This window comes from Gilliamella sp. App6-5 (assembly GCF_001690525.1).
Lineage (GTDB): Bacteria > Pseudomonadota > Gammaproteobacteria > Enterobacterales > Orbaceae > Gilliamella > Gilliamella apicola_H.
The window spans coordinates 62,361-88,525 of record NZ_LZGT01000101.1 but is presented as its reverse complement, the minus strand read 5'-3'; the positions used below and the strand labels follow the sequence as shown (position 1 = coordinate 88,525).

Sequence of the window (26,165 nt, the reverse complement as noted above, 5' to 3'; positions counted from 1 at the left end):
TTAGTAGCGGATTAACATCATCAATATAATTTTGTAATTCACTAATCGCTTGTTGCCGATTTTGTAATATTGTTAAATTACGGATTGGTGAGTGTAACCAACGTTTAAGCATACGGCTGCCCATTGGCGTTTGGGTTTTATCGAGTATGTCTACAACCGTATTTTGTGTTCCACCTGTTAGATTTTCGGTAATTTCAAGATTGCGACGGGTTGCGGCATCTAGCACAACAAAGTCATTGGTCGATTGCTTGATAATGGAACGTATATGAGGCAGAGCAGTGCGCTGCGTATCTTTAACATATTGCAATAAGCAACCCGCAGCACAAAGTGCATAATTGCATGCTTCTACACCAAATCCAACTAAATCATTGGTGCCAAATTGCAAATTAAGCTGTTGTTTTGCCGTTTCAAGATCAAAGTCCCATTGTGGACGACGGCGCAGACCATGGCGATTTTCAATTAATGGCATGGATTGAAATTCTTCTGGATATAGCAATTCAACAGGGCTAGTACGTTGCAGTTCAGCTTGCATCGCCTCAAAGTTGTCACATTCAAAAACATAAAAGCGACCAGAACTAATGTCGAGTGTGGCATAGCCATAATGGTTTTTATTTTGCCAGATTGAAGCAAGTAAATTATCTTTGCGATCTTCTAGTAATAATTCATCACTGACTGTGCCAGGAGTAACAATACGAACCACTTTACGTTCAACAGGCCCTTTGGTTGTTGCTGGATCGCCTATTTGTTCACAAATAGCCACCGATTCACCTAGTGAGATTAACTTGGCTAAATAACTTTCAACCGCATGATAAGGCACCCCCGCCATAGGAATCGGTTCACCATTTGACGAGCCACGCTTTGTGAGCGAAATATCTAAAAGCTGCGAGGCACGCTTGGCATCATCATAAAACATCTCATAAAAATCACCCATGCGATAAAAAAGCAAAATATCGGGATTTTCGGCTTTTAATCTTAAATACTGCCGCATCATTGGTGTGTGGTCGGTTAAATTGTCTTCATTCATCATGGCATTATTTCGGTTTTTTATCTTTCAACGTAATAAGTCAAATTCACAATTCTTACAAAGTATCATTAAAATGCATAAAATTGCACTGATTCCTTATTTGTAGTGTTATTAAAAGTCTGATAAATGTAAGTTGTATGATGTAATCATTCATATAATAATTTTATTATAACTGATTATTGGTTTATTACAGAGGATTATTTGGAGCTTAATGTAAAATGGATCTGTTTGTATTTTAAAGTGTTGGGCTCATGATGAGCCCAACACTTTAAAATATATACTCGTTTATACGGTTTTATTATTTGACAATTTGAATGTAAAAAAGTTTTTTATCTTTGTCTTGCAGTGTAATTTTTTACATCAGTTTTGTATTAATAAAATGGGCAAAAGTAAATAATGGATCGTTATTATCAATTTTATTCAGTAAATTATCGAAAATATTTCGCTTTTTTTCCTAATCTATTGGTCAATGATCGTAGTACATGCAATTTTTTTTATTTGTTTGTGTAGCTCTACAAACAATTCTTCCCTACATGCTTTTCCTTTATTTTTACTTTTCTTAGTTGTAATCTTGATTGGTATCATGTATCAAGCTACAGCAGCAGAAAATTTTTTAGATGAACATATGGAAATATTTTATGATAAAGAAAAAATAACGATTGCATCATCTAAATTGGGTAAAAAAAGAATTTTTGTTTTCTCCAATAAAATTTTTTACTATTTATCGAAACAAAGGTGCTTTAGATTCTATTAGCTTTGCTTTAGATATTCAAAAAGTTGAGGGTGGATCAATAAATAAAATACGTTATATTAATCACAAATTGTCTTATTATTATGGCGAGAAAAAGCAACATTATGATATTGCAAATAGCTTTATAATTAAAATCAGAAATGGCATTTTATTATGGCAATATGAGTTAATTAAAGATAAACAGCATTTTAATCCTTCAAAAAGAACATATCGTTTGATATAAGTTTACAAACGTAAGTAATCAGATCTCATTAAAAAAACATGTAAGGAAATGCCAAGTTGTTTTCACTTCTTGATTAAAATAATCCTTTAAAAGCTCATAAGGCGTTTTACTGGAAATTGCTAAAGCTTTTGTTTTTTCTCTTTTGTTAAATCACTAAATATTTGCTGATTATGCCACATTTCCGTTAACGTACCTCTCACTCTTTCGGCTATCCCATCGTTTAGCAGGGCAACCCAACAAATATCCGCTAATAATTAACACCTACCCAAAACACACAAAAGTACCCGATAACGCATTAATTTTACTTAAAAACGTAAAAAATAATAAAATCAACATGATACTTAAAGTTTTTTATAAAAAAATATGCCAATTTTTATAATGTCCAAAATATTAATACAAGCATTAATCCTTCGTCGGAATGAGCCGATAACAGAGAGAGGTTAGCACGCCAAACAGGAATGATTGGCGTCGCTATGTTTATCAGGAAAGCTTTTTTTTAAAGGTTTTCAAGGTTTTTCAGCAAAAGCTTAAACGAAACACTTTTATAGCAACCGCTTAATAATCCTATCCACTTTTATTCGACTAAGTCGTTTTATTAATTTATGGACTTGGCTAGGATAAAATTGGCTTGCTTGGATTTGTTGAAAGTGCGTAACCAACGTGGTTTTTTGGCGAATAGTGTTAAGTTCTTGATTGAACTTATCTCTTAATTCTTGTTTTGGATCGTGTATTAATATGCCGTTTTCCAGATCAAGCCGCCATGCTCGTGGGTTTAGGTTATTGCCAGTTATAAGTACCCATTTATTATCTACCCAGATACCTTTTAGGTGATAGGTTTGGTTTTCATCTTTCCATAGGCGTATGATAAGTTGCTCTTTATCAATAAAAGGTTGCAGGCGCTCAATAAAGCTTCTTAAGTTGATTTCGTATAAGTACGGTAATCCACCCGATATATTAAAAGGTTTGTCTGGCGGGATATAGAAGTCGTTGGCTTCTTTGTCGCCAATAATCAGTTCGACTTGGCGACCTTTACGTAGCAGGCGAATGATGTCGCGCACTAAAATGCTTGGCAAATTAAAGTAAGGCGTACAAAAGGTGATTTGTTGTTCGGTTACATTAATGAGGTGATGGATAATTTTATTTAATGCATTATTGCGTCCAAGCCCCATAATTGGCGAAACTGATAAGGTTTGGTTATCAGCATTGGCATTGTATTGATAGCTAGCATCCATTAAATGCTGGCGTAGGGTTTTTATTTCTGACTTGATTTGTTTGCGGGTTTTGTGCGTACCCGTATTAAGCAGTTGCAGCGCTTGATATGGCAAAAAGTGGTCGAGTATAAACTGTACCATGCTGTCCGCTAATAATGGATTAGTAATAAAATGGTAACGATCATAACGATATTTTTCACGTTTGTGTAAGTATACATTGTTAATGCTAGCACCGCTGTAAATGACAGTGTCATCAATGATAAATCCTTTTAGATGCAGTACACCAAGTATTTCGCGGCGATTAACTGGCACGCCATAAATGGGAATGTCGATATCAGGGTGTTGCTGTTTTAGTTGGTAATAATAATTGGCATTGGTATGGGCTTTGTCTTCGCCAATCCGCCCTCGCTGTGCACGGTGCCAGTCAACAAATATTTTGATATCTAAATTTGGACGCTGTTGTTTTATTTGATACAGTTCGTTAAGAATTTCTTGCCCCGCTTCATCTTGCTCTAGATAGAGCGCGACAATATAAATACGGTGCTGAGCTTTTTTTATACTTTCGATTAAAGCAAGTCGGTACGCTTTTGGATTTACGCATATGTAGTATTGCCTAGCATCTTGTTGAATTTTAGCTAATTCATCAAGGTGCTTTTGGTGATTATATTTTATAAATGGTATTCGCATGATTTATTTATCATTATAACTGGCTAGTTACGTGGCGATGTTGTTTATCTATGTAACCCGAATAAGGCCAGTAAAATAATACTCCTTTTAAATTATGTGCATTTTGGCTAAGTTGCTTTCGATTAAGTGGTTTTTTATTACGCCTTTAGCAACGTGCTTATGCTCTTAATGCTTTATTACTGGATGATAATAAATGGTTTAGGATTGTTCATCAACCCATGTTTGAATTATTTTGTATGTTAATGCTAGTACTACAGGCCCAATAAATAATCCCATTATGCCAAAGCCAAGTAGCCCCCCAATCACCCCAAATAATATGAGTAAAAACGGTAAGTTGGCGCCTTTTTTTATTAAGTAGGCTCGCATTACACTATCTAAAGTGGTTAAGATGATTGCCACAACAATTAATACGATGCCCGCAGTGGTGTTGCCCGCCCAAAATTGCCAAAGGATGCACCCAAGCATAACAACTACAGGACCAATTTGTGCCACACAGCAAATAAATAAGATTAGCGTTAATACGCCCGATAACGGCATTCTGGTTAATATAAAACTTAACCCGCCAATTAAGGCTAAAGTGATGGCGGTAACCACAACGCCAAGTGCCACTGCACGTATGGATTGCCCTGCTAAGGTGACGGTGGTTTCACCATATTGTTTTGAAAGCCGATTGGCTAATAAATAGACGTACTTGGTGATGTTTTCACCTCTTAAAAAGAGTAATAGGCTAAAAATAATCATCACACCAGCATGAAAGATGAACATGCCAATATTGGTGGCTTGTTCAAGTAACCAGCCTATCATGGTGCCAACATAAGGCTGTATAGTTGTCACTAAATCGGTACCATCAGTTTGAATCAGGTTTAACCATTTTTGGTGTAGTTCAGAGCCAAAGGCCGGTATGCTTTCAAGCCAGTCAAGAGTGGGTAGTTTTTGATGGGATAATGTTTTGGCCCATTCAATAAGATGGTGACCATTTTGTGCTACCGAGCTAATAATTAATATAAAAGGTATAATGCAAACAAACGATAATATTAGCGCCATCACTAAGAGTGATAACCAGCGTTTGTTAAATAGCTTTTGCTGAATTTTTATCATTAATGGCCAAGTGGCGATGACCACCATCACAGCCCAGAAGAATCCGAATAAGAAAACTTCAATAACACGATAGGTAATAATGATTAGCAACCCAATGATTAATAGGTTTAAAATCAGCTTGAGTAGATCGGTAGTGTTTTTTTCTGCTGGCATTTTTGTACCATATTTATTAATCTAGATTGCGCTATTATACGCATTATCATTCAAAATTAATATGATGGTGTTTATGATTAATTATTTAGTGGAGATTTGAAATGAAAAAATTACTGTTATTAACATTATTAGGTGTGACGTTAACCGCGTGTGCAAATTCCCCAAAAGTAAAGCCTGTTGCGCAAAATGCCAATGATACAGCACCATTCCCCGCAGCTCAAGTTGGTTTTACGCGTTATGCTATCCATTTGCCTGCTATTGCTAATGAAAATAATACAAAAGTCGAAGTAATTATTGGGAAAGAGATGAATGTTGATTGTAATTTTCATAATTTAGGTGGTGTAGTTAAACAAGAAGAGCTTAAAGGTTGGGGTTATTCTTATTACGTTGTTGAAAAGACGGTTGGTAATATTTCAACCTTAATGGCTTGTCCTGAAGGTACTAATAAAAATCAATTTGTGACAATTAACCATAATTTAGGTTTATTTAATTATAATAGTAGTGTACCGTTAGTTTTTTATGTGCCAAACGATTTGCAAGTTAAATACCGTGTTTGGCAACCAAATGCTAAAATTATGCAAGCTAGCGCCGAATAATCCCGTTAATTATTGTTAATTGGCTATTACTTACTCCTTGAGTGGTTAAAATGTAACCACTCAATACCTAAACTTCTAATATTTGATTTTTTAAGTGGACATCTTTTAAAAAAAAGGTATTTTATCCCTCGTAATGCAAGGTTAGCTCTACTCGTTCATTTATTTTATTAATGACCTGTGATTGCCTGATTACCTCGGTTTCGCTGGGCGATTATGATATTGGTTATTTATATCATTGTTAGTATCGTCGATAGCAAAATTTGGGGGTCCGTTGTGTCTTTGCAATGGGCTTGTGTCTGACATGTAATATCCCTACAACTAGAGGAGAAGTGGTGAGCATGTTTACTCAACGTAAAACAATTCTTTCAATCGTGGCTGGTGTTTCACTAGCGTTATCTCAATCTGCTATTGCTAAAGATCGCGTCGTGCATTTTTACAATTGGGCTGGGCAAATCGGTTCTAATACTATTTCGGATTTTGAAAAATCAACTGGTATTAAATTGGTTTATGATGTTTATGATTCAAACGAAGCACTTGAAGGTAAATTAATGGCTGGTCACTCTGGCTTTGATGTGGTTTCACCTTCAGATAGTTTTTTAGCTAGACAGATTAAATCTGATATCTATCTTCCATTAGATAAAAGTAAATTACCTAACTGGAAAAATCTAGATCCAAATTTAATGAAATTAATGGAAACCCATGATCCTAATAATAAATATGCCATCCCTTATGTATGGATGACAACAGGTATCGGTTATAACATTGATAAAGTTAAAGAACGTTTAGGTGATAATGCACCGGTTGATAGCTGGGATTTAGTGTTTAAACCTGAAAATATGGAAAAACTCAAAGATTGTGGAGTGGCATTTTTAGATGCACCAACCGAAATCTTTGCGAGTGCACTTCAATATTTAGGTAAAGATCCAAACAGTACTGACGCTAAAGATTATACTGGTGCTGCTTATGAGTTGTTAGAAAAGGTGAGACCAAATATTCGTTACTTCCATTCTTCACAATATATTACTGATTTAGCAAATGGCGATATTTGTGTGATTTTAGGTTGGTCTGGCGATATTTTACAATCACGAAATAGAGCAAACGAAGCGAAAAATGGTGTGCATATTGGTTATCAAATTCCAAAAGAAGGCGCATTAGTTTTTTTTGATACCTTTGCTATTCCAAAAGATTCTGCAAACCCTGACGAAGCTCACGAGTTTTTAAATTTTGTGATGAAACCTGAAATTGCCGCACAAGTTACTAACGATGTGAACTTTGCTAGCGCTAATAAAGAGGCTAACGATAACTTTGTAAAATCAGAGGTGAAGAACGATCCAGCGGTTTATCCAAAACCTGAAGTGATGAAAAAACTATTCACTTTACAAGTTAAAGATCCTAAACTTGAACGTGTAATTACCCGTACATGGACAAAACTCAAAACGGGGAAATAATCGATATTTTGTCTATCGAATATTAAGTGATAATCCAAGACGGAGAGGCTATTTAGTCTTTCCGTCTCGTTTTTTTGGCTTGTTGTTATGAGGAAAAAAGAGTGAACGATAAAACAACAAATCAGGTACAGCCTAAAAAAAAGATGATAACTCCACTATTGGAGATCAAAAATTTAACCAAAGTTTTTAATGATGATTATTATGCCGTTGATGATGTCAATTTGACTATCTATACTGGTGAAATCTTTGCCTTATTAGGCGCATCGGGTAGTGGTAAATCAACTTTATTACGCATGCTTGCGGGTTTTGAACAGCCTACGTCGGGGCAAATCATTCTTGATGGTAAAGATTTATCGCAAGTTCCACCTTATGATCGTCCAATTAATATGATGTTCCAATCGTATGCTCTGTTTCCTCACATGTCGGTTGAGCAAAATATAGCCTTTGGTTTAAAACAAGATAAATTAAATCATGACGAAATTAAGCAACGCGTTGAAGAAATGTTAGCACTTGTGCATATGGAACAATTTGGCAAACGTAAACCACACCAGCTATCAGGTGGACAGCGCCAACGTGTGGCTTTAGCCAGAAGTTTAGCCAAACGGCCAAAATTATTGTTACTTGATGAGCCTATGGGGGCGCTTGATAAACAGCTTCGTGATCGAATGCAACTTGAAGTGGTGAGCATTTTAGAACAAGTGGGGGCAACGTGTGTGATGGTTACTCATGATCAAGAAGAGGCCATGACCATGGCGGGGCGTATTGCGATTATGAATAAAGGTCAATTTGTACAAATTGGTGAGCCTGAAGAAATTTATGAACATCCAAATAGCCGCTATAGTGCCGAATTTATTGGTTCGGTAAATGTTTTTGACGGTATTTTGCAAGAGACGCAAGAAGATGGTTTGATCATTAACTGCCCTATGATTAAGCGCCCTTTAAAAGTTGATTATGATTCACCTGCAGTTGAAGGTGTACCAACTCAGGTCGCGCTGCGTCCAGAAAAAATTAAATTATGTGACGAAATCCCAGAAGATGCTTACAATGTTGCAACAGGTGAAGTTGTCGAAATCGCTTATCTTGGAGATCTATCTATTTATCATGTTAAATTACCAAGCGGGCAAATTATTATTGCACAGCTACAAAATGAGCATCGCTATCGCAAAGGCATGCCAACTTGGGGTGACACAGTTAACTTAAGTTGGGAAGTTGATAGTTGTGTTGTGCTTACTGAATAAACAAAAGAGGATATCATAATGCGATCCATTGTATTAGGATTGTTATTAAATGCATTTGTGTTGCTCAATGTTTATTGGCGTTTTGCAACAACAGGTGCATTTGATAATTTATTTTTAGATGCACTATTTACCGCAATGACATTGAGTTTTTTATTGTCATGCTTGGGGTTATATTTAGCAAATTATAAGCCATCTAAGTTTGCCTATCGGCTGATTATTGCAGGCAGTATATTATTTGTGCCTGCTGGGCTTGTGGCAATCTATTTTGCTTATAAAAAAATGCAACAACAACGTTCAGAAGCCGATTTGATGACTCTTTATGGGCGGTTGATTGTTATTGCTATTCCTTATCTATGGATGTTATTGCTATTTTTATTGCCATTTTTAATAGTGTTTAGGATTAGTTTTTCTGAAATAGCCTTAGCTGTGCCACCTTATACTGACTTATTAAGTTATGATGAGGGTTTGCTTAATATTACGTTAAATTTTGGCAATTATTTAAATCTAATCAGCGATACTATTTACATTGATTCGTATTTGCAATCGCTTAAGATTGCGGCGATTTCGACTGTGCTTTGTATTTTGATTGGTTACCCTTTAGCTTGGGCGATTTCGCAATGCAAATCATCAACGCGTAATATATTATTGTTATTGATTATTTTACCATCTTGGACGTCCTTTTTAATTCGTGTTTACGCATGGATTGGTATTTTGAATCCTAATGGTTTATTAAATCACTTTTTAATGTGGTTAGGTGTTATTGATCAGCCTTTGATTATTATGAAAACCTATTTTGCTGTATATATCGGTATTGTTTATTCTTATTTGCCATTTGTGGTATTACCTATTTATACTTCATTAAGTAAAGTGGATACAACACTTATTGAGGCCGCATTGGACTTAGGATGTAAGCCAATTAAGACGTTTTTCAGAATTATTGTTCCTTTAACCAAAAATGGAGTTATTGCTGGTGGTATGTTAGTGTTTATTCCTGCTGTGGGTGAATATGTGATCCCTGAGTTACTCGGCCCTTCAGAAGGGATTATGATTGGTACGCAGCTTTGGACTGAATTTTTTAACAATCATGATTGGCCAGCTGCTTCGGCCGTTGCTAGTGTGATGTTGATAATATTAATTGTACCAATTTACTATTTCAATAAATTCCAAAATCGACAATTAGGAGGTAAATAGATGAACAATTTACCCGTTATTACACGATCGGCTGTGATCGTATTTATCTCTTCATTGTTAGGTACGATTCTATTGAGTGTTTTGATTTCAACATCGGGATTAGCGCTTCTTGGTGATAGTCGCTTTTATTGTGATTGCATGATTTTTAGCTTCATTATTACGGCATTAGTCACGATTGCCCTGTTTTTTAGATGCTTGAAAGGACTAATTTTATTGGTGGTATTTTCTTTTTTATATATCCCAATGATTATTTTAATTATTTACTCATTTAATAGCTCTCGGTTAGTGACCGTTTGGGCTGATTTTTCGACTAGATGGTATTTTGAATTAATTTATAACAAGACGTTACTTAAAGCTGTGGGATTGAGTTTATCCATTGCTGCTGGAGCTGCCACACTTGCTATTGTATTGGGTACGTTAGCCTCTTATGCGATTATTCGTTTTAGACAATTCCTTGGATCTAACCTATTCTCATTTATGACAACAGCACCCTTAGTTATGCCCGATGTTATTACTGGTTTGGCATTATTACTCTTATTTGTTGGTATGGGACAGGCGCTTGGTTGGCCAAAAGATCGAGGCGCAATAACTATTTGGATGGCACATACTACATTTTGTACTGCTTATGTGACTGTTGTAATTAGTGCAAGACTTCGTGAACTTGATAAATCGATTGAAGAAGCTGCATTAGATTTAGGCGCGAATCCATTAAAAGTGTTCTTTATTATTACCTTGCCAATGATTGCACCAGCATTGGTTTCTGGCTGGCTATTAGCATTTACTTTATCACTTGATGATGTGGTGATTGCTAATTTCGTAACGGGGCCGGGAGCAATGACATTACCGAAGCTGATCTTTTCAAAAGTGAAATTAGGCGTCGATCCGCAAGTTAATGCGCTTGCCACTATTATTTTATTGATCGTTGGTATCATTGGGTTTATTTCATGGTTATGGATGCGTCAAGCTGAACGACGTCGAATAAATGAAACTCATATGCATTAACACTCCTTACTTTTTATTATTGCCGCGCTTTGCGGCAATATTTCATTTTAAAATCTCCGTGTTTTTTTTATCATTTTGTATTATAGTGTGACTCGTCAATCTTTTTGGCAAAATTCTCAGGGCGGGGTGTAAGTCCCCACCGGTGGTATAGCCCACGAGCGCTTAATTTGTCTTGTTAATTGTGGTGATTTTTTCATTATTCGGTTAATTTTGAAGGTTAAGGTCAAGCAGATTTGGTGAAATTCCAAAGCCGACAGTTAAAGTCTGGATAAAAGAGAGTTGCTTATCTTTCCAATATTTGCTGAAAGGCAAAACCATGCTAGTCGAGCACTGCCCTGATTCTGGTATTTTATTTATTTGTACTTAATTAATTTGATGGCTAAATAGATCATCGTTAAATGGTTAAACGGCTATTTAAAGTTGATTAAGTAAATAATGAAATGAGCAAGTGAAAATATATAGGTATTTACCATGAATCAGTTTAATTTAAATGAGTTTGGAACGCCCATCGAACGTGTCAAAAAAGCGATCGCATCAATTCAAGCCGGTCAAGGGGTGCTGGTTTTAGACGATGAAGATCGTGAAAACGAAGGCGATATTATTTGGGCTGCCGAGTCCATTACTAGCCAGCAAATGGCGCTGACTATTCGTTACGGCAGTGGTATTGTGTGTTTATGTTTACCACAAAAACGCTGTGAAGAGTTGCATTTGCCAATGATGGTGGAAAATAACACTAGCAAAAACAATACAGCATTTACTATTTCGATTGAAGCTGCTAATGGAGTTACAACTGGTGTATCAGCTGCTGATCGCGTTACTACGATTAAAGCAGCAGTGAATGATAACGCCAAACCTAGTGATCTTAATCATCCCGGGCATGTGTTTCCTTTAGTTGCTAAAGAGGGCGGTGTTTTAGTTCGCCGAGGCCATACTGAAGCGTCGCTTGATTTAGTGACACTAGCAGGTTTAAAACCTGCCGCAGTTTTGTGTGAGTTAACCAACGATGATGGTACTATGGCAAGAGCACCTGAAGTGGTTATGTTTGCTAAACAATATCATATGCCTGTTGTGACCATTGAAGATATTGTTGAGTACCGTAAATCGTTAACAGTGTAGTAATAAAAAAGTGACTTTAAATAATTGTTTTAAATTATAGTAATATTAAAATATTGTTTGCTATTTATGCCACTTTCCGCCGAAAGTATCGGCGGATAGAAGTTGAAATCAACCAAGTACTTTTAATGCACAGGCTTTTGTTATTTTGACGCCGTTTTCTAATGCTGAAGTGTCGAACTTCATTTCTGGATGATGTAATCCTGGGGTTAAATCAGCACCTAATCCCCAAAAGCCAGCTTTGACATCGCGTTGACATGGATAGTTGAAAAAATCTTCTCCACCTGGAGTAAAGATTGGATCTTTTAAACCCGCTTTTCCAAGTACATCAACAATTGCTTCGGCAATAATTTGGGTGACATCGTTATCAATTTCAGCAGCTGGGATCTCTTTAGTGACATTAATATCCACTTTCGCACCGATAGATTCGGCACTGAGTTTTATTGCATTTAGAGTTTTGGCTTTGAGTTCATTCATAGCTGGGTTTGTTGAGGTTCTTAGATCCCAACATACATACGCTTCAGATGGAATGGCATTAGTTACCCCAGCATCACAAATGCAACGTGTTGCTTTGACGCTATAAGTTAAACTTGGTGCAAGGTGAATGGTGTTAACCGCCTGAATGGCAAGTGCTGTTGCATCAAGCGCATTAATGCCTAAATGTGGGCGAGCACCATGCGCAGGTATTCCATGAATATTGGCTTCAACGGTAGTGGATGCCGAATAGTACATTGCTGCTGAGGCAAAGCCTTTAGGACATTCATCTTTAGGGCGTAAATGTAAGCCGATAATCATGTCAACATCGTCAATAACGCCACCTTCAATCATTGCTAAAGCGCCTGAACCAAGCTCTTCAGCTGGTTGGAAGATCAGTTTTAATCGTCCTTTTTTGATGTTGTTTTCTTTTATTAGTTCTTGTGCCGCAGTTAATAATATTGATGAGTGGCCGTCATGACCACATGTGTGCCTTGCACAATGCTTACCATCAATGATATGACCCAATGCATCCATATCAGCCCGTAAAGCAAGTACTGGACCTAGTTTTCCGCTATCATATTGGGCAATAATCCCAGTTGTATTATTAATATTACGGCTTACCTTATAACCGACTTGTTCAAGCTGCTGTGCAATATATGCCGATGTTTTGTGTTCTTCAAATCCCAATTCAGGAATTTGATGTAAATATTGATAATGTTCTAATATATTAGACATTGAGATCTCCTTTATCAAGCAATAAATCGCATAATAATCATTGCAATAAGTGCATTAAAAATACTGGTTAACATAAGCAACGGCCAGTATTTTTTAGGTACATCGGCAACGCCTAATAATCGCCCCATATATTGCAATTGTGATCCCATCAAGAAAATAGCAGGAGTAAGAATGGTTATTGCTGTTGTATTGAGTGTGCCGCTAGTAAATAAGTTAACGGCAACACCAGTCCCCGCTGATGCCGATAACCATGCGGTCAATAGTACGGTAATGGCTTCGCCAGGTAAGCCAAAAATTTCCATGACTGGTGCGCAATAAGTTCCAATTAATTGCATTATACCTAAACGTTTTAAAATTTCGGTGATCACAAATGCCATTAAGATGTTTGGCATTAAATTGTTAATGGCGATATTGAATCCTTTGCGCGCACCAATAACAAAGATATCTAAAGGATTATTTGTTTGTTTTTGTGAATTACTCATTGATAAAATCCTTTTTATAAATTGAATTTAATACCAAGCGGACCAGTATGGCGCCAACAAATTTAAGCACTAACATAATAACAAGAGGAATAAAAATTGCCACAGTCATTGAGGCAAATAGTGCTGAACCAATCGAAAAGTAGTTATTGATTAAACCGGCACCAGAATATTGCCAAGCACTAATAATGATCAAATCTTTTTTGGTAATTTGCTTTTCGTCATATAACTCTTTGGTTAATACCGCACCTGCATCAGTGCTTTGTAGATCGGTAATTAGTGCAAGTCCTGTTTTGCCTGGAACGCCTAAAATTGGTTTTAATAATGGCGTTAACAATTTGTGTGCTGCACGGATTGTGCCGTAATGGGTAAAGATCTCTAACACACCTAACGCTAACATAACGGTTGGTATAAGAGATAAAGCAAAAATAAATCCAGCTCTTGCACTGTTCCCCCCTTCGCCTACAAAGGTATTCTTTTCGGGATGGAGCATGGTGCCAAATTTACCACTTAAGCTAGTAAAATCAAATGCGCCTAGCCATTCTTTACCTTCTACATTAAAAAACAAACCTGAAAAAAACAAGATTGCAACCACAAGTGACACGTAAGCTTTTATACCTACTTTAAATTCATTGTCTGATTTTTTTGACATGCCATCTACCCTTTATTTTATTATGTTTAACTTTTTGATATACCCTATAAATAGCCATACTTAATAAGCGCGAAAAGCGTTTAATCTATTTTTCAGTCAAAAAATAGTCTAAAAGTGCTATTTTAGCATTCTATAACAATTTAAATAAAATCGAAAAGTATAACTATTTTTATTTTTTTCTAATAATTCATCTATTTTTTTATATCTTGCTAAAAAGATACGATGCGATAAGATATTGGGGTTGGTAAGTCAATTTGCATAATATGTAAAACATTGAATTATACTATTTGGTTCTTGTCATTTATATTTTATCAATATAAAATTATCTACATAATTGAAAAATAATAACAAAAACCATGACAATGTTTCATGAACATTAGACCATTCTGATTTAGTGGTTAGAGATATATAGCAATTAAAATCTTTTGGTGGCAAATTTTTTATTTGCGAACCATCTTTTGTTTAACCATTGCTTATCGGCAATAGAGCATAATCAAATACTATATTTAAAAATAGATTACAGCAAAAAATAAAATAGCAAAAGCGAGGTAGCTATGTTTAGCGTGAATAAAGAGTGGGCATTTGTGATGCTGACCTGCTTTTTTGAATTATGTTGGATTTTGGGATTTAGCATCGCAACAGAGCTTTGGCAATGGCTTATTATTGTGTCTCTTATTATTGTTGATTTTACATTCTTGACTAATGCTTGCAGGGCAATACCCACAGGCACGGTTTACGCTATATTTTCGGGTGTTGGTGCAGTTGGTGCAACAGTAATTGATATATTGCTTTTTGACAAAGAAATTAAGTTAATTCAGCTTTTTTTTGTAGCACTAATTATTATTGGTGTTGTACAACTCAAACGAGCTGATCGTTAATATTATAATATAAGGACAATTTTAATCATGGGATGGCTGTTAATATTAATTGCATCAGTTTTTGAAGTAATTGGTGCAATTGGCCTTAAGCTATATGCAGAGCAAAAAAGTCTGCTTAGACTTGTTTTGTACTGGGGGGGGTTTTTTGTTTCTTTTATACTTTTTTACTTTTCACTTCATTATCTTGAATTGAGCATCGTGTACCCTGTTTGGGTTGGCCTTGGTACATCGGGAGCAGTGCTAGCTAATATGCTGCTATTTAATGAACCTAAAAACACACCTCGGTTATTTGGACTGGCCATTATTATCATTGGTGTTGTGGGTTTACATTCTACTTTATAATGAGTGTGACTGAATTAATAAATAAAAAAACCGGAGATAAACTCCGGTAACGCAAAGCGTAAGTAAGATAAGGATGAATGAATAAAAATGAAATTAAATTAAATTAAATTTCGGTAGCATGCTCTTTTAAGAAACTTGCAACGCCTTTAGGATTTGCTTGCATACCTTTTTTGCCTTTTTCCCATTGTGCAGGGCAAACTTCGCCGTGTTCTTCATGGAATTGGAAGGCATCAATAATACGGATCATTTCGTCAATATTACGACCAATTGGTAAATCATTGATTGTTTCATGGCGTACAACTCCTGATTTATCAATAAAGAATGAAGCACGTAGTGCAACACCAGCTTCTGGATGTTCAACGCCATAAGCTTGCATAATTGAGTGTTTGATATCCGCAATAATTGGGAACTTGACTTCACCAATACCACCTTTTTCTTGAGGTGTATTGCGCCATGCGTTATGTACATATTCAGAGTCCATAGAAACACCAATGACTTCAACCCCTCGTTTTTTAAATTCTTCTAGGCGGTTATCAAATGCGATAATTTCTGATGGGCAAACGAAAGTAAAGTCCATTGGCCAAAAGAAGATAACGGCATATTTACCTTGAATATGTTGTGATAAATTGAAGTTGTTAACAATTTCGCCAGAGCCTAAAACAGCGGTTGATGTAAAGTCTGGGGCTTGTCGAGTGACTAATGTCATAGTGGTTCTCCTTAATAAATAAATGTAAAGCATATTGCGTAGCATTATAGCAATTAAAACCTATTGTCCAAGTTGTTATAAGCAATCGATACCATAAGTTTTAACTATTGAATGTTCAATTATCATTTGATATTAGTAATTGATCTTTTGGGTTTGCCTTTATTTTTAATGTCACGATGGCGCTGTTTTACTTTTTTTATTTTTGCCTGCTCTTGTTTTTTGCTTGTGCTTTTTTGTTTGGCTTTTTGTGAAGGTTTTTTCTTAGTTACTGGTTTTGGCGCTTTTGTTTTAGGACGCAATTCGTCAATTATTCTTAACTTGATCGGTTCTTGAATGTAGCGCTCAATTTTTTGCAACAATTCGTTATCATGTGCTTCGACCAGTGTTATTGCAGTACCTTTTTTCCCTGCGCGAGCAGTGCGACCAATGCGGTGCAAGTAAACATCTGCGGTTTTCGGGGCATCAAAATTAATAACGTGGGTGATATCGTCAATATCAATTCCACGCGCTGCAACATCAGTTGCAACCAGTACATTAACAGTATTATTGCTAATTCTTTTGATCGCTTCGTTGCGTTTTGCTTGTACCATTTCGCCTTCTAAATAGCAACTGTGGATGCCAGCTTGATGCAGCAGGTTAACTAATTCGTGCACACGTTCACGTTTACGAACAAATACAATGGTTTTTTTTAATTCTTGTTGTTTTAATAAGTGAGTAAGCAGTGCCACTTTATGGGGTAAGTCGTCAGCACGATAATAGAATTGTAGGATCTTTTTTCGCTCTTTACGTGATGGATCGGCATTGATTTCAATTGGTGCATTTAAAATGCGACTGGCAAAATTATGCAGTCCTTCGCCTTCAAGTGTAGCTGAAAATAATAAAGTTTGCTTACGCCAACGAGTTTCGGCTGATATGGTTTCGACATCTTGCGAAAAACCCATGTCTAGCATGCGATCCGCTTCATCTAAAATCAACATTTCAACAGCTCGACAATCGAAATTCTCTTCTTTTATATACTGTAATAATCGACCTGTTGTTGCTATAACGATATCTTGGTTTTTACTAAATATCTCGGCGTGATTCATGTAAGCAACGCCGCCAGTAATAGTTGCAATACTTAAATGGGTGGATTCGGTTACTAATTTTGCTTGTTCGGCAATTTGCATAGCAAGTTCACGCGTTGGTGTTAAAATCAAAATGCGTGGTGGACCTGGTTTACGACGTGGAAAGTCCAATAAATGTTGTACAGCAGGAATTAAAAAAGCCAGTGTTTTACCGGTACCCGTAGGCGCGGAGCCTAAAATGTCTTTGCCATCTAAAGCAACGGGGATGGTTTGCGCTTGGATAACTGTTGGAGTATTTATATTTTGTGCTTGAAGATTGTGAATTAATATATCATCTAATTCTAAATCAGAAAAAGTGTATGCTGTCATAGTGTTCTTGTTATCTAAAATTATAGGGCACATTATAACGGCAATTGTTATAACTACAATCAATAAAAGTGTGATGGATTATTATTCGTTCCTTATGAGGCGTTTAATTGTATGCAAGTTGTTGTGATTTAATGGTCTTTTTGTGTGTCTAATAATTACACACTTTATTTCAGCAAAACTTATCATCATTGGTTATTTGTGGTAAGATCAATGGTATCATTATACCATGCAAAATGATTATTTATTTACACAGTAAACATGAAATTAATTTAATTAGTTTGGTGCTTAACCATTTTGTAAGTTAACGCAAATTAACTTAAAATTCCATATTAAATAGTACGCCTATAATCAATATCAGATAATGACTATGACCGAATGTTTCTCGAATGATAACTATAATCAACAATTAGAAAAAAAAATAGATAATTTAAAAGCATTATTATCAGACTTTTCACTTCCCGAATTAGCTGTATATTCATCGCCTATTAGCCATTATCGTATGCGTGCTGAGTTTAGAATTTGGCATGATGGCGAAGATCTTTATCATATTATGTATGATAAAAAAACAAAAAAAAGGGTGAGGATTGATCAATTTCCTATCGCAACTAAACTCATTAATCAAGCCATGCAGGCGATTTTACCTTTGTTACAACATAATCAGTTGCTTCGCCATTTATTGTTTCAAATTGATTATTTTTCGACATTAAGTGGTCAGTTATTAATTACGCTTTTGTATCACAAAAAATTAAGCGATATGTGGATCATTGAAGCAAAAAAATTAAAAGTGCAATTAGCTGAACAGGGCATAGACGCCAGTATTGTTGGGCGAGCTAGTAATCAAAAAATAGCGATTGATGTTGATTATATTGATGAAGCTTTGCCTGTAATGGATAAGACGTTTCTTTATCGCCAAGTCGAAAATAGTTTTACTCAACCTAATGCTGCGGTAAATATTAAAATGCTACAGTGGGCTGTATCCGTTACTAAAAACTCATCGGGTGATTTACTTGAATTTTATTGTGGTAATGGTAACTTTTCAATAGCGTTGGCGCAAAACTTTCGTAAAGTGTTGGCAACCGAAATTGCTAAAGCGTCGGTTTATTCAGCTCAGTATAATATTGCAGTTAACCACATTGATAATCTTATTGTTGTACGATTATCGGCCGAAGAATTTACCCGTGCAATTAAAAAAGAACGCGAGTTTAATCGTTTAAAAGGGATTAATTTAGATGATTATCAGTGTGATACGGTACTTGTTGATCCACCGCGTGGTGGATTGGATTTAAATACCATTGATATATTGACATCCTATAAAACTATTGTTTATATTTCGTGTAATCCTTATACATTGCGTGATAATTTGCAGGTATTGACCAAGACACATTCAATTCAACATTTGGCTATGTTTGATCAGTTTCCTTATACCGAACATATCGAAACAGGTATTGTGTTGTGTAAAAAATAACAGGATATAATATTCAAAATTGGATATTTTTGCTAAAATATCCTCATATTTATGCCTTACTACTTATTGTTTCAAGTATATATACATAGTTACATAGATTTATAATAAAAAAAAACCCTAGGTAAACTAGGGCTGCATTAAATTGCAAGGAATGGATGAAAGGAAATAAAACAATGAAACAATAATGTCTAGCCTCATGAATCATTGTGTAGCTACTATAGCAAAGACAAACAAACTTATTAATGACATGATCATTACAAAATAGTCATTAAACTATCATGTTTGGTTTGGCGTCTATCATTTATTCTGTTGTGATATTAGGCAATCTCGACAACCAGATAAATAACAAAGGAAGTATTCAAACATGAAATTGTTAGTAGTTGAAGATGAGCAAAAAACAGGCGAGTATCTTCGCCAAGGTTTAATTGAATCTGGATTTGTTGTTGATCTAGCAAACAATGGTCTTGATGGTTATCATAAAGCAATGACTGAGGATTATGATTTAATTATTTTAGATGTCATGTTGCCAGATATTGTTGGTTGGAAAATTGTTCAGTCGCTGCGTGAAGCAGGCAAAGATACCCAAATCATGTTACTCACTGCTATGGGGCGTGTAGAAGATAAAGTAAAAGGCCTTAACTTAGGAGCAGATGATTATTTAGTAAAACCTTTTTCATTTGCTGAATTATTGGCACGAGTTAAATCAATGCTTCGACGTAATGTTCCTCAAGTCAATAATTCTCAATTGAGTATTGCTGATCTGGTCATGGATCTTCCTAAACGGACGGTAACACGAGGCGATAAACGTATTGATTTAACTAATAAAGAGTTTTTATTATTAGAGTATTTTTTACGTTATCCGGGTGAAGTGTTACCACGCTCGCTAATTGCTTCTCAAGTTTGGGATATGAATTTTGATAGTGATACTAACGTAATTGATGTTGCGATTCGTCGATTACGTAATAAAATCGATGCTGATTTTGAGCCAAAATTAATTCATACAGTCCGTGGAATGGGGTATAAGTTAGATGTCTTGGACGAAAACGAATAAGTTAATCTCATTTCGTTTGCCTCTTGTTGTTTGCTTGTTAACTTGTGGCTTACTTTATTGTTTTAGTTTTTTTATTGAACGTTCTTTTGAAAAACTTTCAATTCAACAAAATGTGTCTGAGCTAAATTCGGTTATTGATTCTATTGAACGTGAACTTGTTTATTATTCTCCAGACGATAATCGTGATGAATTTATTCAGAATTTGTTATTAATTCTAACTGGTCATCATCGTTTATTTGTTTATATCATTGATGATGTAGGTAAAATTGTTTACCGAACACGTGGACCAAATTTAGCATTTGCTAAAACTCAGATTGATTTTGACACCATTATTAAAAATCATAGCACTGATGTTTGGAATCAAGATAAAGCATCATATCGAGTTGCTGCATCAAGCGTTGTTATTGAAAATGGTAAACAATATACAACTATAGCTGCTGTTGGTCGTGATTTACATATTGAATTTATTCAGCGATTACACGATGGTTTAGGTTTACTTATTAGTATTGCTTGTATTTTGGCATTAATTGGTTCTTTTATTAGTATCTATTTTACTCAAAAACCCATTAATCGATTGATTAAAAAGATCGAAAAAATTAATCTTAAAAGCTTGAATTACCGTATTCCTACATCGCTGGTTCCCATTAAATACGTTAGCTTAGTCAAAGCATTTAATAATATGCTTAATCGTATTGAGGATGTGTTTCAGCGTCAACGCAATTTTACGGCAGATATTGCCCATGAAATGCGAACACCGATTACCAATCTAACAACTCAAACGCAAATTGTGCTCAGTAATGCTAGATCGACGAATGAATACCGTGAGATTTTATATTCTAATTTAGAAGAATACGAAAAAATGTCGCAGATGATTTCTGATATGCTATTTTTAGCTCAAGCAGATAATCGTCAACTGGTACCTAATTTAATTGATATTGATTTACATGATATGATCACAATGATGTGTGAGTATTTTGAACCACTTACTGATGAGAAAAATATTATCTTTAATCTTGAAGGTAATTGTTCCCATATTCAAGGGGATAAGATGATGTTAGGGCGAGCAATTAGTAATATTTTATCCAATGCAATTCGTTATACACCAGAAAACCGAATTATCACTATAACTTTAAGCCAAGTCAGTGAGAAACGCATTAGGATTACTATAGCTAACCCAGGTAAAAAAATTGATAGCAAACATTTGCCACATCTTTTTGAGCGGTTTTATCGGGTTGATGAATCACGTCACCGTAATGGTAAAGATCGTTCGGGTACAGGCATAGGGCTTGCGATCGTTAAATCCATTGTTGAAACACATAAAGGCTCTATTTATGCTGAATCCGATGAGCAATCTACGAGATTTATTATTAATTTACCAACGGCTATTTAACATCAAAGTCGCTGATCAATAAATTAGCTGCGGCATAAGCAGCTTTATCTTTCAGATCTTGTGGTACTTGATTGTTACGAACAACTTCATCCAATACTTGCATAACGGCGCCTAAAGCATCTTCAATATAACCGAGGTCATTACTGCCAATTTGCGCATACTTTTCACAAACAAGTGCACTATATTTATTCATTAGATTCATTTCTTTTGATTCCACTTATAAAAATTTAACTAACTGTTGATAAACCTGTTCGGCTTGAATGGTTTGCATATTTTTTTCGTTTGATATAATGCTGAATTGATTTTTTCCATAGCCGCCTATCAAATTTGGATCGGTTTTGCCAAATAAAGTAATGTTAGGACGATCTAATGAGGCTGTTAGGTGACTTAATCCTGTATCAACCGAAACAACCGCTTTTGCTCCAGCAATAATCGTTGCTATATTAGAAAGTGGAAGTTTGGGAAGTACTTCGACATGTTGAAAGCCTTGAGCTAAGCGAATTGCTCTTGCTTGTTCATGTGGCGCCCCCCATGGTAGCTTTATTTTTAATCCTGTCGGTTCAACTAATTTAATTAATTTTCGCCAAGCATCTTCATTCCAATGCTTTTCATCGCGTGTTGTTGCGTGTAAAAAAATCAGATACTGCTGATTATCGCTAGGTAGTGAAGATAAAAAGTGGCGTGCAATAGCATAATCACCCATTGAATTAGGTAGCTTGTACTGTAGGCTTTGCGCAAACAGCAATCTAATGCGCTCAATGGCATGCATCTGTTTGGGTACATTGTGTTTTATATCATAAAACCAACTGGCAATAGGTTCTTTGATACTTTTTCGATTCAAACCATGCTTAATGCCTTGGGTTTTACGAGTAATAAGAAATGCACTTTTAATGAGTCCTTGCGCATCAATAATTACATCATATTGTTGTTGCCTTAAGGTATGAATAAAATCATGCCGCTCTTGGCGAATTGCTTTGGCAAACCAATTTTTTCGCCAGCGTCTTATTGCAACGGGGATCACTTTATTGACTGCAAAGTGCCAGCTGGGTATTTGGGCAAAATTTTCTTCTACTACCCAATCAAAAGTGATATCAGGTAAGTTGTTAGTAGCATCCGTTAATGCCGGTAGAGTATGGAGCACATCCCCCATGGATGACGTTTTAACCACTAATACTCGCATTATTCATTACTCTTTTGGCAACGTATGATAAGTTTCATCAAGGTTTCAAATACAGTATCGGGTTTTATATCGATTAGACTTTGATGATAACCTTGTTCGGCATCGCCTTTACGGACGCGATGGTATCCGGTAATTAGGCGGATAACTTTGGCTTTATCAGACAGTGGTGGGGTAAAATCAGGGCTACTTGGTCCATAAAGTGCAACTAGAGGTCTGTCTAAAGCGGCAGCGATATGCATTAATCCTGAGTCATTAGTCACAATGGCTTTACAAGCTGCAATGAGACTAACTGCTTGCTCTAATTCGGTTTGACCGGCTAGATTAATGCACTTATCGCGATGTATCATTTTGGCAATGATTTGTTCACCCACTATACGATCATTTTGGGAACCAAAAATAATAATTTTAGCATGCTGTTTAACTAACATATCGGCAAGTGCTGCGTAATGATAATCAGGCCAACGTTTTGCTGGACCAAATTCAGCGCCTGGGCAAAAGCCAATTAAAGGTTCATCTTGTGTAATAGCAAAGGTTGAAAGGGCGTGGGTTATCTCATCTTGTTCGACATTAAGTTTAGGCCGCAATAGTGGTTGTGGTAAATCAGAAGACGCATGAATTTGATCTTTGGGATATGCAAGGGCTATATAGCGTTCAACCATTAACGGAAATGCCTGTTTATCGAGTTTTCGTAGGTCATTTAATAATCCATAGCGAATTTCACCTTTCCAGCCTGTGCGCTTAGGAATTTTTGCGAAAAATGGAATCATTGCCGATTTGAAAGAATTAGGCAACACAATTGCCTGATCATAATGGTTATCACGCAGTGATTTTCCTATTTCGCGACGTTTTGCTAAAGCAAACTCACCATGGCCTAATGGCATTGCAATTGCTTGATTTACTTCTGGCATTTTATTTAACAGCGCTCGACACCAAGCCGGTGCTAATACATCAATTTGATTATTAGAATCAAGTTGTTTTAATGTGCGATACAAACTTTGCGACATCATCATATCGCCAACCCATGAAGGACCAATAATGAGTGTTTTCATTTAATTAATTCCCTTTATTGTTCATTGAGCCATTTCATATATTCCGCAGTTCCTTCAGCAACAGTTTTAAATTCAATTGGACATGTTGTTTGTCTAAATTTAGTCATATCAGCTTGAGTATAGCTTTGGTAACGCCCTTTTAGATGCTCAGGGAAAGTAATATAATCAATTTCGCCTTTTTTATGATAGTCAAGTACCGCATCAGCAACAGCTTGAAATGATTCTGCTCGACCTGTTCCACAGTTATAAATGCCCGAGATTTTGTTTTTCCAGAACCATAAATTGACCGCAACGACATCACCAACATAAATAAAGTCACGTTTAAAATTCTCACTACCAGCAAAGAGTTTTGGTTTTTCACCTTTGTTAATCTGTTCATTTAAATGAAATGCAACACTTGCCATGCTACCTTTGTGCGATTCGCGAGGTCCATAGACATTAAAATAGCGGAATCCGCAAACCGGTGAATTAGCTTGGGGTAATAGTTGTCTTACGTATTGGTCGAATAAGAACTTAGAATATCCATAAACATTTAAAGGTTTTTCGTAAGCGCGATCTTCAATAAAGTTATCACTGCGTCCACCATAAGTTGCGGCAGATGATGCATATAAAAATGGAATGTTGAAGTCTAAACAGTAATGCAGTAAGTCTTTTGAATAGTCATAGTTGTTCTCCATCATAAATTTACCATCCCATTCAGTGGTTGATGAACAAGCGCCTTGGTGAAAAACAACATCAATATCGAGATCTTCATGACTAATAATAGCTGCGATAAACTCGTCTTTATCCATATAATCGGCAATATCTAGATCAGCCAAATTGGCAAATTTAGTGCCGTCGGTTAAATCATCAACAACCAAAATGTCTTTATGTCCTAGATCATTTAGACCTTTCACAATATTACTACCAATAAATCCGGCACCGCCAGTTACAACAATCATGCTTATTTTCCTTAACCAATAAAATTAATCTGCTTATCATACCGATTTATGACAAAATTTTCGAGTAATCATTTAAAAATGCATGGTGAGTACGGGTTTATTTATGAGTTTATTTTATTTTTTGCGGTAACTAATATATATCTTGCTAAATTAAGATAAGGTTCAATTTGGCAATACTTTTGTTCAAGTTCTAATAACTGCTCAAAGTGAGTTTCGGCTTTGGAGTTATTGGTAAGATAATCATGAAAAATGCGAATCCCTGTTTTTTGTAAGATAGTAAAATCTAGCTGTGTAAGCCAGTGATATACGTCTGTTGGAACTCTTGGAAAATCAGGAGAAAGTGTCTTTTTTTTGCGTTTAGCTAAACCCGATTGCGTGTAACCAAAATTGCCTAATGTAACGGTTTTAAATAAAAGCGCATGATAGTTATAAAACATTAACGATAAATAACCCTCGGGGTTTAGATGTTTTTTTAATGATGTTATTAATTCAATTGGCTCAGCTATCCATTCTAAAACTGCATGACAAATGACTAAATCAAACTGTTGGCTAATTAAGTTATCAAGCTGTTGAATAGGGCAGCAAAGACAATTTATATTTACCTTTTCTGCTTGAGCTTTTTGTTTTGCCACTGCCAGCATTTGTTCAGAAATATCACAGAGTGTTACTTGATGTCCAAGCTTGGCAAGTCTGCAGGCGATTTGGCCTTGCCCACCGCCGGCATCAAGTATGGTTAGTGGCTTATTGGTTGGATAAGTTGATAAAATTTTTTCTAGTTCTTTCCATATTACCGCTTCGCGAATTTTGCCTTTGGTTGTGCCATAAATATTTTGTGCAAATTTATTGCTGATGTCATCAAAATTACGATCTTGTTTATTCATGAGTTATTTTTGATTGTTTAACTGTTTTGCTTCATCATTTATTTGTGCTATTTTAGCTGCCATCTGGCTATAGCAATGTTCCATTAAGGCTCTGGCATCTTCTTTGCCCAGATCTTTTGTTTCGATAGGATCTAGCATTTCAATAATAACATACCCATTATTTAGACGATTAAGCTTGATATCATTGGTTTGCGATACACAAATTGGCACAATGGGTACACCAGCTGCAATTGCGGCTTTAAATGCGCCTGTTTTAAACGGTAACAATCCACGTCCACGGCTACGAGTACCTTCTGGAAACATCCAAATAGATATGCCACGTTTTTTGATTTCATTGACAACTTGTTCAATTGTATCGCGAGCTTTTGATTTATTATTACGATCAATAAGAATATTGCCGGTAAGGTAATAAAGTTGCCCAAAAAATGGAATCCAAGCCAGACTTTTTTTACCGACTGTGACAGTTTTAGGCTGTACCACATCACCTGCTACAACGACATCATAGTTATCTTGATGATTGGCAATATAGACGCAGCTACCCATTTTTCTAATATCAGGGGAGAGGCGAGTATCAACTTTCACACCGAATATTGGTTTAAAGAAAAAACTAAATAAATGTGCAAATCTTGCCACATTTTTAGGATTTCTTGGATTGAATAAGCAAAATAGAGTGCCTAACACGCAAATGACAATACCAATAATAACAACACTAATTAAGCGAAAGAGAAATACCATAATTTACCTCATAAGTTAACTTCACGTATTATATAC

Annotated in this window: 24 protein-coding genes, 2 pseudogenes and 1 riboswitch; of the genes and pseudogenes, 12 read left to right on the top strand and 14 right to left on the bottom strand. The window is 35.8% G+C overall.

Annotation, left to right across the window (positions count from 1 at the left end):
- Window positions 1-1,027 (bottom strand): annotated as a pseudogene (locus A9G24_RS11925) (DNA mismatch repair protein MutS); the annotation flags it as partial.
- Between the two features lie 656 nt (window positions 1,028-1,683).
- Here A9G24_RS11925 and A9G24_RS11920 point away from each other — a divergent pair.
- The gene (locus A9G24_RS11920; RefSeq protein WP_065639214.1) at window positions 1,684-1,998 is read left to right on the top strand and encodes a hypothetical protein; all 315 of its coding nucleotides are present in this window, start codon (window positions 1,684-1,686) and stop codon (window positions 1,996-1,998) included.
- 542 nt (window positions 1,999-2,540) lie between these two features.
- Here the strand turns inward: A9G24_RS11920 and pssA are convergent.
- Entirely contained in the window at window positions 2,541-3,899 is a 1,359-nt protein-coding gene (gene pssA / locus A9G24_RS11915) for a CDP-diacylglycerol--serine O-phosphatidyltransferase (RefSeq protein WP_442902771.1), read from the bottom strand.
- A 195-nt stretch (window positions 3,900-4,094) separates the two neighbouring features.
- Window positions 4,095-5,147: an AI-2E family transporter YdiK gene (gene ydiK, locus A9G24_RS11910; RefSeq protein WP_065639212.1), complete on the bottom strand. Its 1,053-nt coding sequence runs from the start codon at window positions 5,145-5,147 to the stop codon at window positions 4,095-4,097.
- 101 nt (window positions 5,148-5,248) lie between these two features.
- On the opposite strand from ydiK, the gene eco reads away from it, so the two are divergent.
- From eco to ribB, 6 genes and pseudogenes are all read left to right on the top strand, one after another.
- On the top strand, window positions 5,249-5,743 hold the full coding sequence (eco, locus tag A9G24_RS11905) for a serine protease inhibitor ecotin (RefSeq protein ID WP_065639211.1): 495 nt from the start codon (window positions 5,249-5,251) through the stop codon (window positions 5,741-5,743).
- A 338-nt stretch (window positions 5,744-6,081) separates the two neighbouring features.
- Window positions 6,082-7,191 (top strand): extracellular solute-binding protein, encoded by a 1,110-nt coding sequence (locus A9G24_RS11900; protein WP_065639210.1) that lies wholly within the window; start codon window positions 6,082-6,084, stop codon window positions 7,189-7,191.
- A gap of 101 nt (window positions 7,192-7,292) precedes the next feature.
- A complete protein-coding gene (gene potG, locus A9G24_RS11895) occupies window positions 7,293-8,429 on the top strand; it encodes a putrescine ABC transporter ATP-binding subunit PotG (protein ID WP_081303183.1) in 1,137 nt (378 codons plus the stop codon).
- 306 nt (window positions 8,430-8,735) lie between these two features.
- Window positions 8,736-9,620 (top strand): annotated as a pseudogene (locus A9G24_RS11890) (ABC transporter permease subunit); the annotation flags it as partial.
- A gap of 243 nt (window positions 9,621-9,863) precedes the next feature.
- Window positions 9,864-10,622 (top strand): ABC transporter permease subunit, encoded by a 759-nt coding sequence (locus tag A9G24_RS11885; protein ID WP_442902770.1) that lies wholly within the window; start codon window positions 9,864-9,866, stop codon window positions 10,620-10,622.
- A gap of 108 nt (window positions 10,623-10,730) precedes the next feature.
- Window positions 10,731-10,906, top strand: a riboswitch (FMN riboswitch).
- 187 nt (window positions 10,907-11,093) lie between these two features.
- Complete coding sequence (ribB, locus tag A9G24_RS11880; protein ID WP_065639209.1) at window positions 11,094-11,738, top strand: 3,4-dihydroxy-2-butanone-4-phosphate synthase; 645 nt, start codon at window positions 11,094-11,096, stop codon at window positions 11,736-11,738.
- A 108-nt stretch (window positions 11,739-11,846) separates the two neighbouring features.
- Here the strand turns inward: ribB and A9G24_RS11875 are convergent, their stop codons facing one another.
- Genes A9G24_RS11875 through A9G24_RS11865 form a run of 3 tightly spaced genes read right to left on the bottom strand, consistent with a single transcriptional unit; the run spans window position 11,847 to window position 14,078 of the window.
- Complete coding sequence (locus A9G24_RS11875) at window positions 11,847-12,947, bottom strand: amidohydrolase (protein WP_065639208.1); 1,101 nt, start codon at window positions 12,945-12,947, stop codon at window positions 11,847-11,849.
- A 14-nt stretch (window positions 12,948-12,961) separates the two neighbouring features.
- A complete protein-coding gene (locus tag A9G24_RS11870; protein WP_065639207.1) occupies window positions 12,962-13,429 on the bottom strand; it encodes a YjiG family protein in 468 nt (155 codons plus the stop codon).
- Window positions 13,422-14,078 carry a nucleoside recognition domain-containing protein gene (locus A9G24_RS11865; RefSeq protein ID WP_065639206.1) on the bottom strand — a complete coding sequence of 219 codons (657 nt, stop codon included), beginning with the start codon at window positions 14,076-14,078 and terminating at the stop codon, window positions 13,422-13,424. Before A9G24_RS11865 ends, A9G24_RS11870 begins: the two co-directional genes overlap by 8 nt.
- Before the next feature lie 554 nt (window positions 14,079-14,632).
- Here A9G24_RS11865 and A9G24_RS11860 point away from each other — a divergent pair.
- Both A9G24_RS11860 and A9G24_RS11855 read left to right on the top strand, forming a co-directional pair.
- Window positions 14,633-14,956, top strand: coding sequence for a DMT family transporter (locus A9G24_RS11860; RefSeq protein WP_218056304.1), 324 nt, complete (start codon window positions 14,633-14,635; stop codon window positions 14,954-14,956).
- Between the two features lie 27 nt (window positions 14,957-14,983).
- Entirely contained in the window at window positions 14,984-15,298 is a 315-nt protein-coding gene (locus tag A9G24_RS11855) for a DMT family transporter (RefSeq protein WP_065639205.1), read from the top strand.
- Window positions 15,299-15,401: 103 nt separating this feature from the next.
- Here the strand turns inward: A9G24_RS11855 and A9G24_RS11850 are convergent, their stop codons facing one another.
- Both A9G24_RS11850 and srmB read right to left on the bottom strand, forming a co-directional pair.
- The gene (locus tag A9G24_RS11850) at window positions 15,402-16,004 is read right to left on the bottom strand and encodes a peroxiredoxin C (RefSeq protein WP_065639204.1); all 603 of its coding nucleotides are present in this window, start codon (window positions 16,002-16,004) and stop codon (window positions 15,402-15,404) included.
- A 122-nt stretch (window positions 16,005-16,126) separates the two neighbouring features.
- Window positions 16,127-17,437, bottom strand: a complete 1,311-nt coding sequence (srmB, locus tag A9G24_RS11845) for an ATP-dependent RNA helicase SrmB (protein ID WP_065639203.1) — start codon at window positions 17,435-17,437, stop codon at window positions 16,127-16,129.
- Window positions 17,438-17,804: 367 nt separating this feature from the next.
- Between srmB and trmA the strand changes: the two genes are divergently transcribed.
- From trmA to A9G24_RS11830, 3 genes are all read left to right on the top strand, one after another.
- Entirely contained in the window at window positions 17,805-18,902 is a 1,098-nt protein-coding gene (gene trmA, locus A9G24_RS11840; protein WP_065639202.1) for a tRNA (uridine(54)-C5)-methyltransferase TrmA, read from the top strand.
- Window positions 18,903-19,266: 364 nt separating this feature from the next.
- Window positions 19,267-19,953 (top strand): heavy metal response regulator transcription factor, encoded by a 687-nt coding sequence (locus tag A9G24_RS11835; RefSeq protein ID WP_065639201.1) that lies wholly within the window; start codon window positions 19,267-19,269, stop codon window positions 19,951-19,953.
- On the top strand, window positions 19,931-21,343 hold the full coding sequence (locus tag A9G24_RS11830) for a heavy metal sensor histidine kinase (RefSeq protein ID WP_065639200.1): 1,413 nt from the start codon (window positions 19,931-19,933) through the stop codon (window positions 21,341-21,343). Before A9G24_RS11835 ends, A9G24_RS11830 begins: the two co-directional genes overlap by 23 nt.
- Here the strand turns inward: A9G24_RS11830 and A9G24_RS11825 are convergent.
- From A9G24_RS11825 to A9G24_RS11800, 6 genes are all read right to left on the bottom strand, one after another.
- Entirely contained in the window at window positions 21,336-21,536 is a 201-nt protein-coding gene (locus A9G24_RS11825; protein ID WP_065586289.1) for a YaeP family protein, read from the bottom strand. The genes A9G24_RS11830 and A9G24_RS11825 overlap by 8 nt on opposite strands.
- Window positions 21,537-21,560: 24 nt before the next feature.
- Window positions 21,561-22,523: a lipopolysaccharide heptosyltransferase RfaC gene (gene rfaC / locus A9G24_RS11820; RefSeq protein ID WP_065639199.1), complete on the bottom strand. Its 963-nt coding sequence runs from the start codon at window positions 22,521-22,523 to the stop codon at window positions 21,561-21,563.
- Entirely contained in the window at window positions 22,523-23,572 is a 1,050-nt protein-coding gene (rfaF, locus tag A9G24_RS11815) for an ADP-heptose--LPS heptosyltransferase RfaF (protein WP_065639198.1), read from the bottom strand. The genes rfaC and rfaF overlap by 1 nt, the downstream gene beginning before the upstream one ends.
- Window positions 23,573-23,586: 14 nt before the next feature.
- Entirely contained in the window at window positions 23,587-24,513 is a 927-nt protein-coding gene (gene rfaD / locus A9G24_RS11810) for an ADP-glyceromanno-heptose 6-epimerase (protein ID WP_065639197.1), read from the bottom strand.
- 101 nt (window positions 24,514-24,614) lie between these two features.
- Window positions 24,615-25,394 (bottom strand): methyltransferase domain-containing protein, encoded by a 780-nt coding sequence (locus tag A9G24_RS11805; protein WP_065639196.1) that lies wholly within the window; start codon window positions 25,392-25,394, stop codon window positions 24,615-24,617.
- Between the two features lie 3 nt (window positions 25,395-25,397).
- Window positions 25,398-26,129, bottom strand: a complete 732-nt coding sequence (locus tag A9G24_RS11800) for a 1-acylglycerol-3-phosphate O-acyltransferase (RefSeq protein ID WP_065639195.1) — start codon at window positions 26,127-26,129, stop codon at window positions 25,398-25,400.
- Window positions 26,130-26,165 lie beyond the last annotated feature (36 nt).

Bases quoted from the DNA above. Each gene is read 5' to 3' on its own strand.
- A9G24_RS11875 (WP_065639208.1), bottom strand. From the start codon at position 12,947: ATGTCTAATATATTAGAACATTATCAATATTTACATCAAATTCCTGAA.
- rfaD (WP_065639197.1), bottom strand. From the start codon at position 24,513: ATGATTGTTGTAACTGGCGGTGCCGGATTTATTGGTAGTAATATTGTG.
- A9G24_RS11870 (WP_065639207.1), bottom strand. From the start codon at position 13,429: ATGAGTAATTCACAAAAACAAACAAATAATCCTTTAGATATCTTTGTT.
- rfaC (WP_065639199.1), bottom strand. From the start codon at position 22,523: ATGCGAGTATTAGTGGTTAAAACGTCATCCATGGGGGATGTGCTCCAT.
- rfaF (WP_065639198.1), bottom strand. From the start codon at position 23,572: ATGAAAACACTCATTATTGGTCCTTCATGGGTTGGCGATATGATGATG.
- A9G24_RS11835 (WP_065639201.1), top strand. From the start codon at position 19,267: ATGAAATTGTTAGTAGTTGAAGATGAGCAAAAAACAGGCGAGTATCTT.
- A9G24_RS11885 (WP_442902770.1), top strand. From the start codon at position 9,864: ATGATTATTTTAATTATTTACTCATTTAATAGCTCTCGGTTAGTGACC.
- A9G24_RS11855 (WP_065639205.1), top strand. From the start codon at position 14,984: ATGGGATGGCTGTTAATATTAATTGCATCAGTTTTTGAAGTAATTGGT.
- A9G24_RS11825 (WP_065586289.1), bottom strand. From the start codon at position 21,536: ATGAATAAATATAGTGCACTTGTTTGTGAAAAGTATGCGCAAATTGGC.
- A9G24_RS11850 (WP_065639204.1), bottom strand. From the start codon at position 16,004: ATGACATTAGTCACTCGACAAGCCCCAGACTTTACATCAACCGCTGTT.
- ydiK (WP_065639212.1), bottom strand. From the start codon at position 5,147: ATGCCAGCAGAAAAAAACACTACCGATCTACTCAAGCTGATTTTAAAC.
- A9G24_RS11860 (WP_218056304.1), top strand. From the start codon at position 14,633: ATGTTTAGCGTGAATAAAGAGTGGGCATTTGTGATGCTGACCTGCTTT.
- eco (WP_065639211.1), top strand. From the start codon at position 5,249: ATGAAAAAATTACTGTTATTAACATTATTAGGTGTGACGTTAACCGCG.
- srmB (WP_065639203.1), bottom strand. From the start codon at position 17,437: ATGACAGCATACACTTTTTCTGATTTAGAATTAGATGATATATTAATT.
- A9G24_RS11865 (WP_065639206.1), bottom strand. From the start codon at position 14,078: ATGTCAAAAAAATCAGACAATGAATTTAAAGTAGGTATAAAAGCTTAC.
- A9G24_RS11900 (WP_065639210.1), top strand. From the start codon at position 6,082: ATGTTTACTCAACGTAAAACAATTCTTTCAATCGTGGCTGGTGTTTCA.
- A9G24_RS11800 (WP_065639195.1), bottom strand. From the start codon at position 26,129: ATGGTATTTCTCTTTCGCTTAATTAGTGTTGTTATTATTGGTATTGTC.
- trmA (WP_065639202.1), top strand. From the start codon at position 17,805: ATGACCGAATGTTTCTCGAATGATAACTATAATCAACAATTAGAAAAA.
- A9G24_RS11805 (WP_065639196.1), bottom strand. From the start codon at position 25,394: ATGAATAAACAAGATCGTAATTTTGATGACATCAGCAATAAATTTGCA.
- ribB (WP_065639209.1), top strand. From the start codon at position 11,094: ATGAATCAGTTTAATTTAAATGAGTTTGGAACGCCCATCGAACGTGTC.
- A9G24_RS11830 (WP_065639200.1), top strand. From the start codon at position 19,931: ATGTCTTGGACGAAAACGAATAAGTTAATCTCATTTCGTTTGCCTCTT.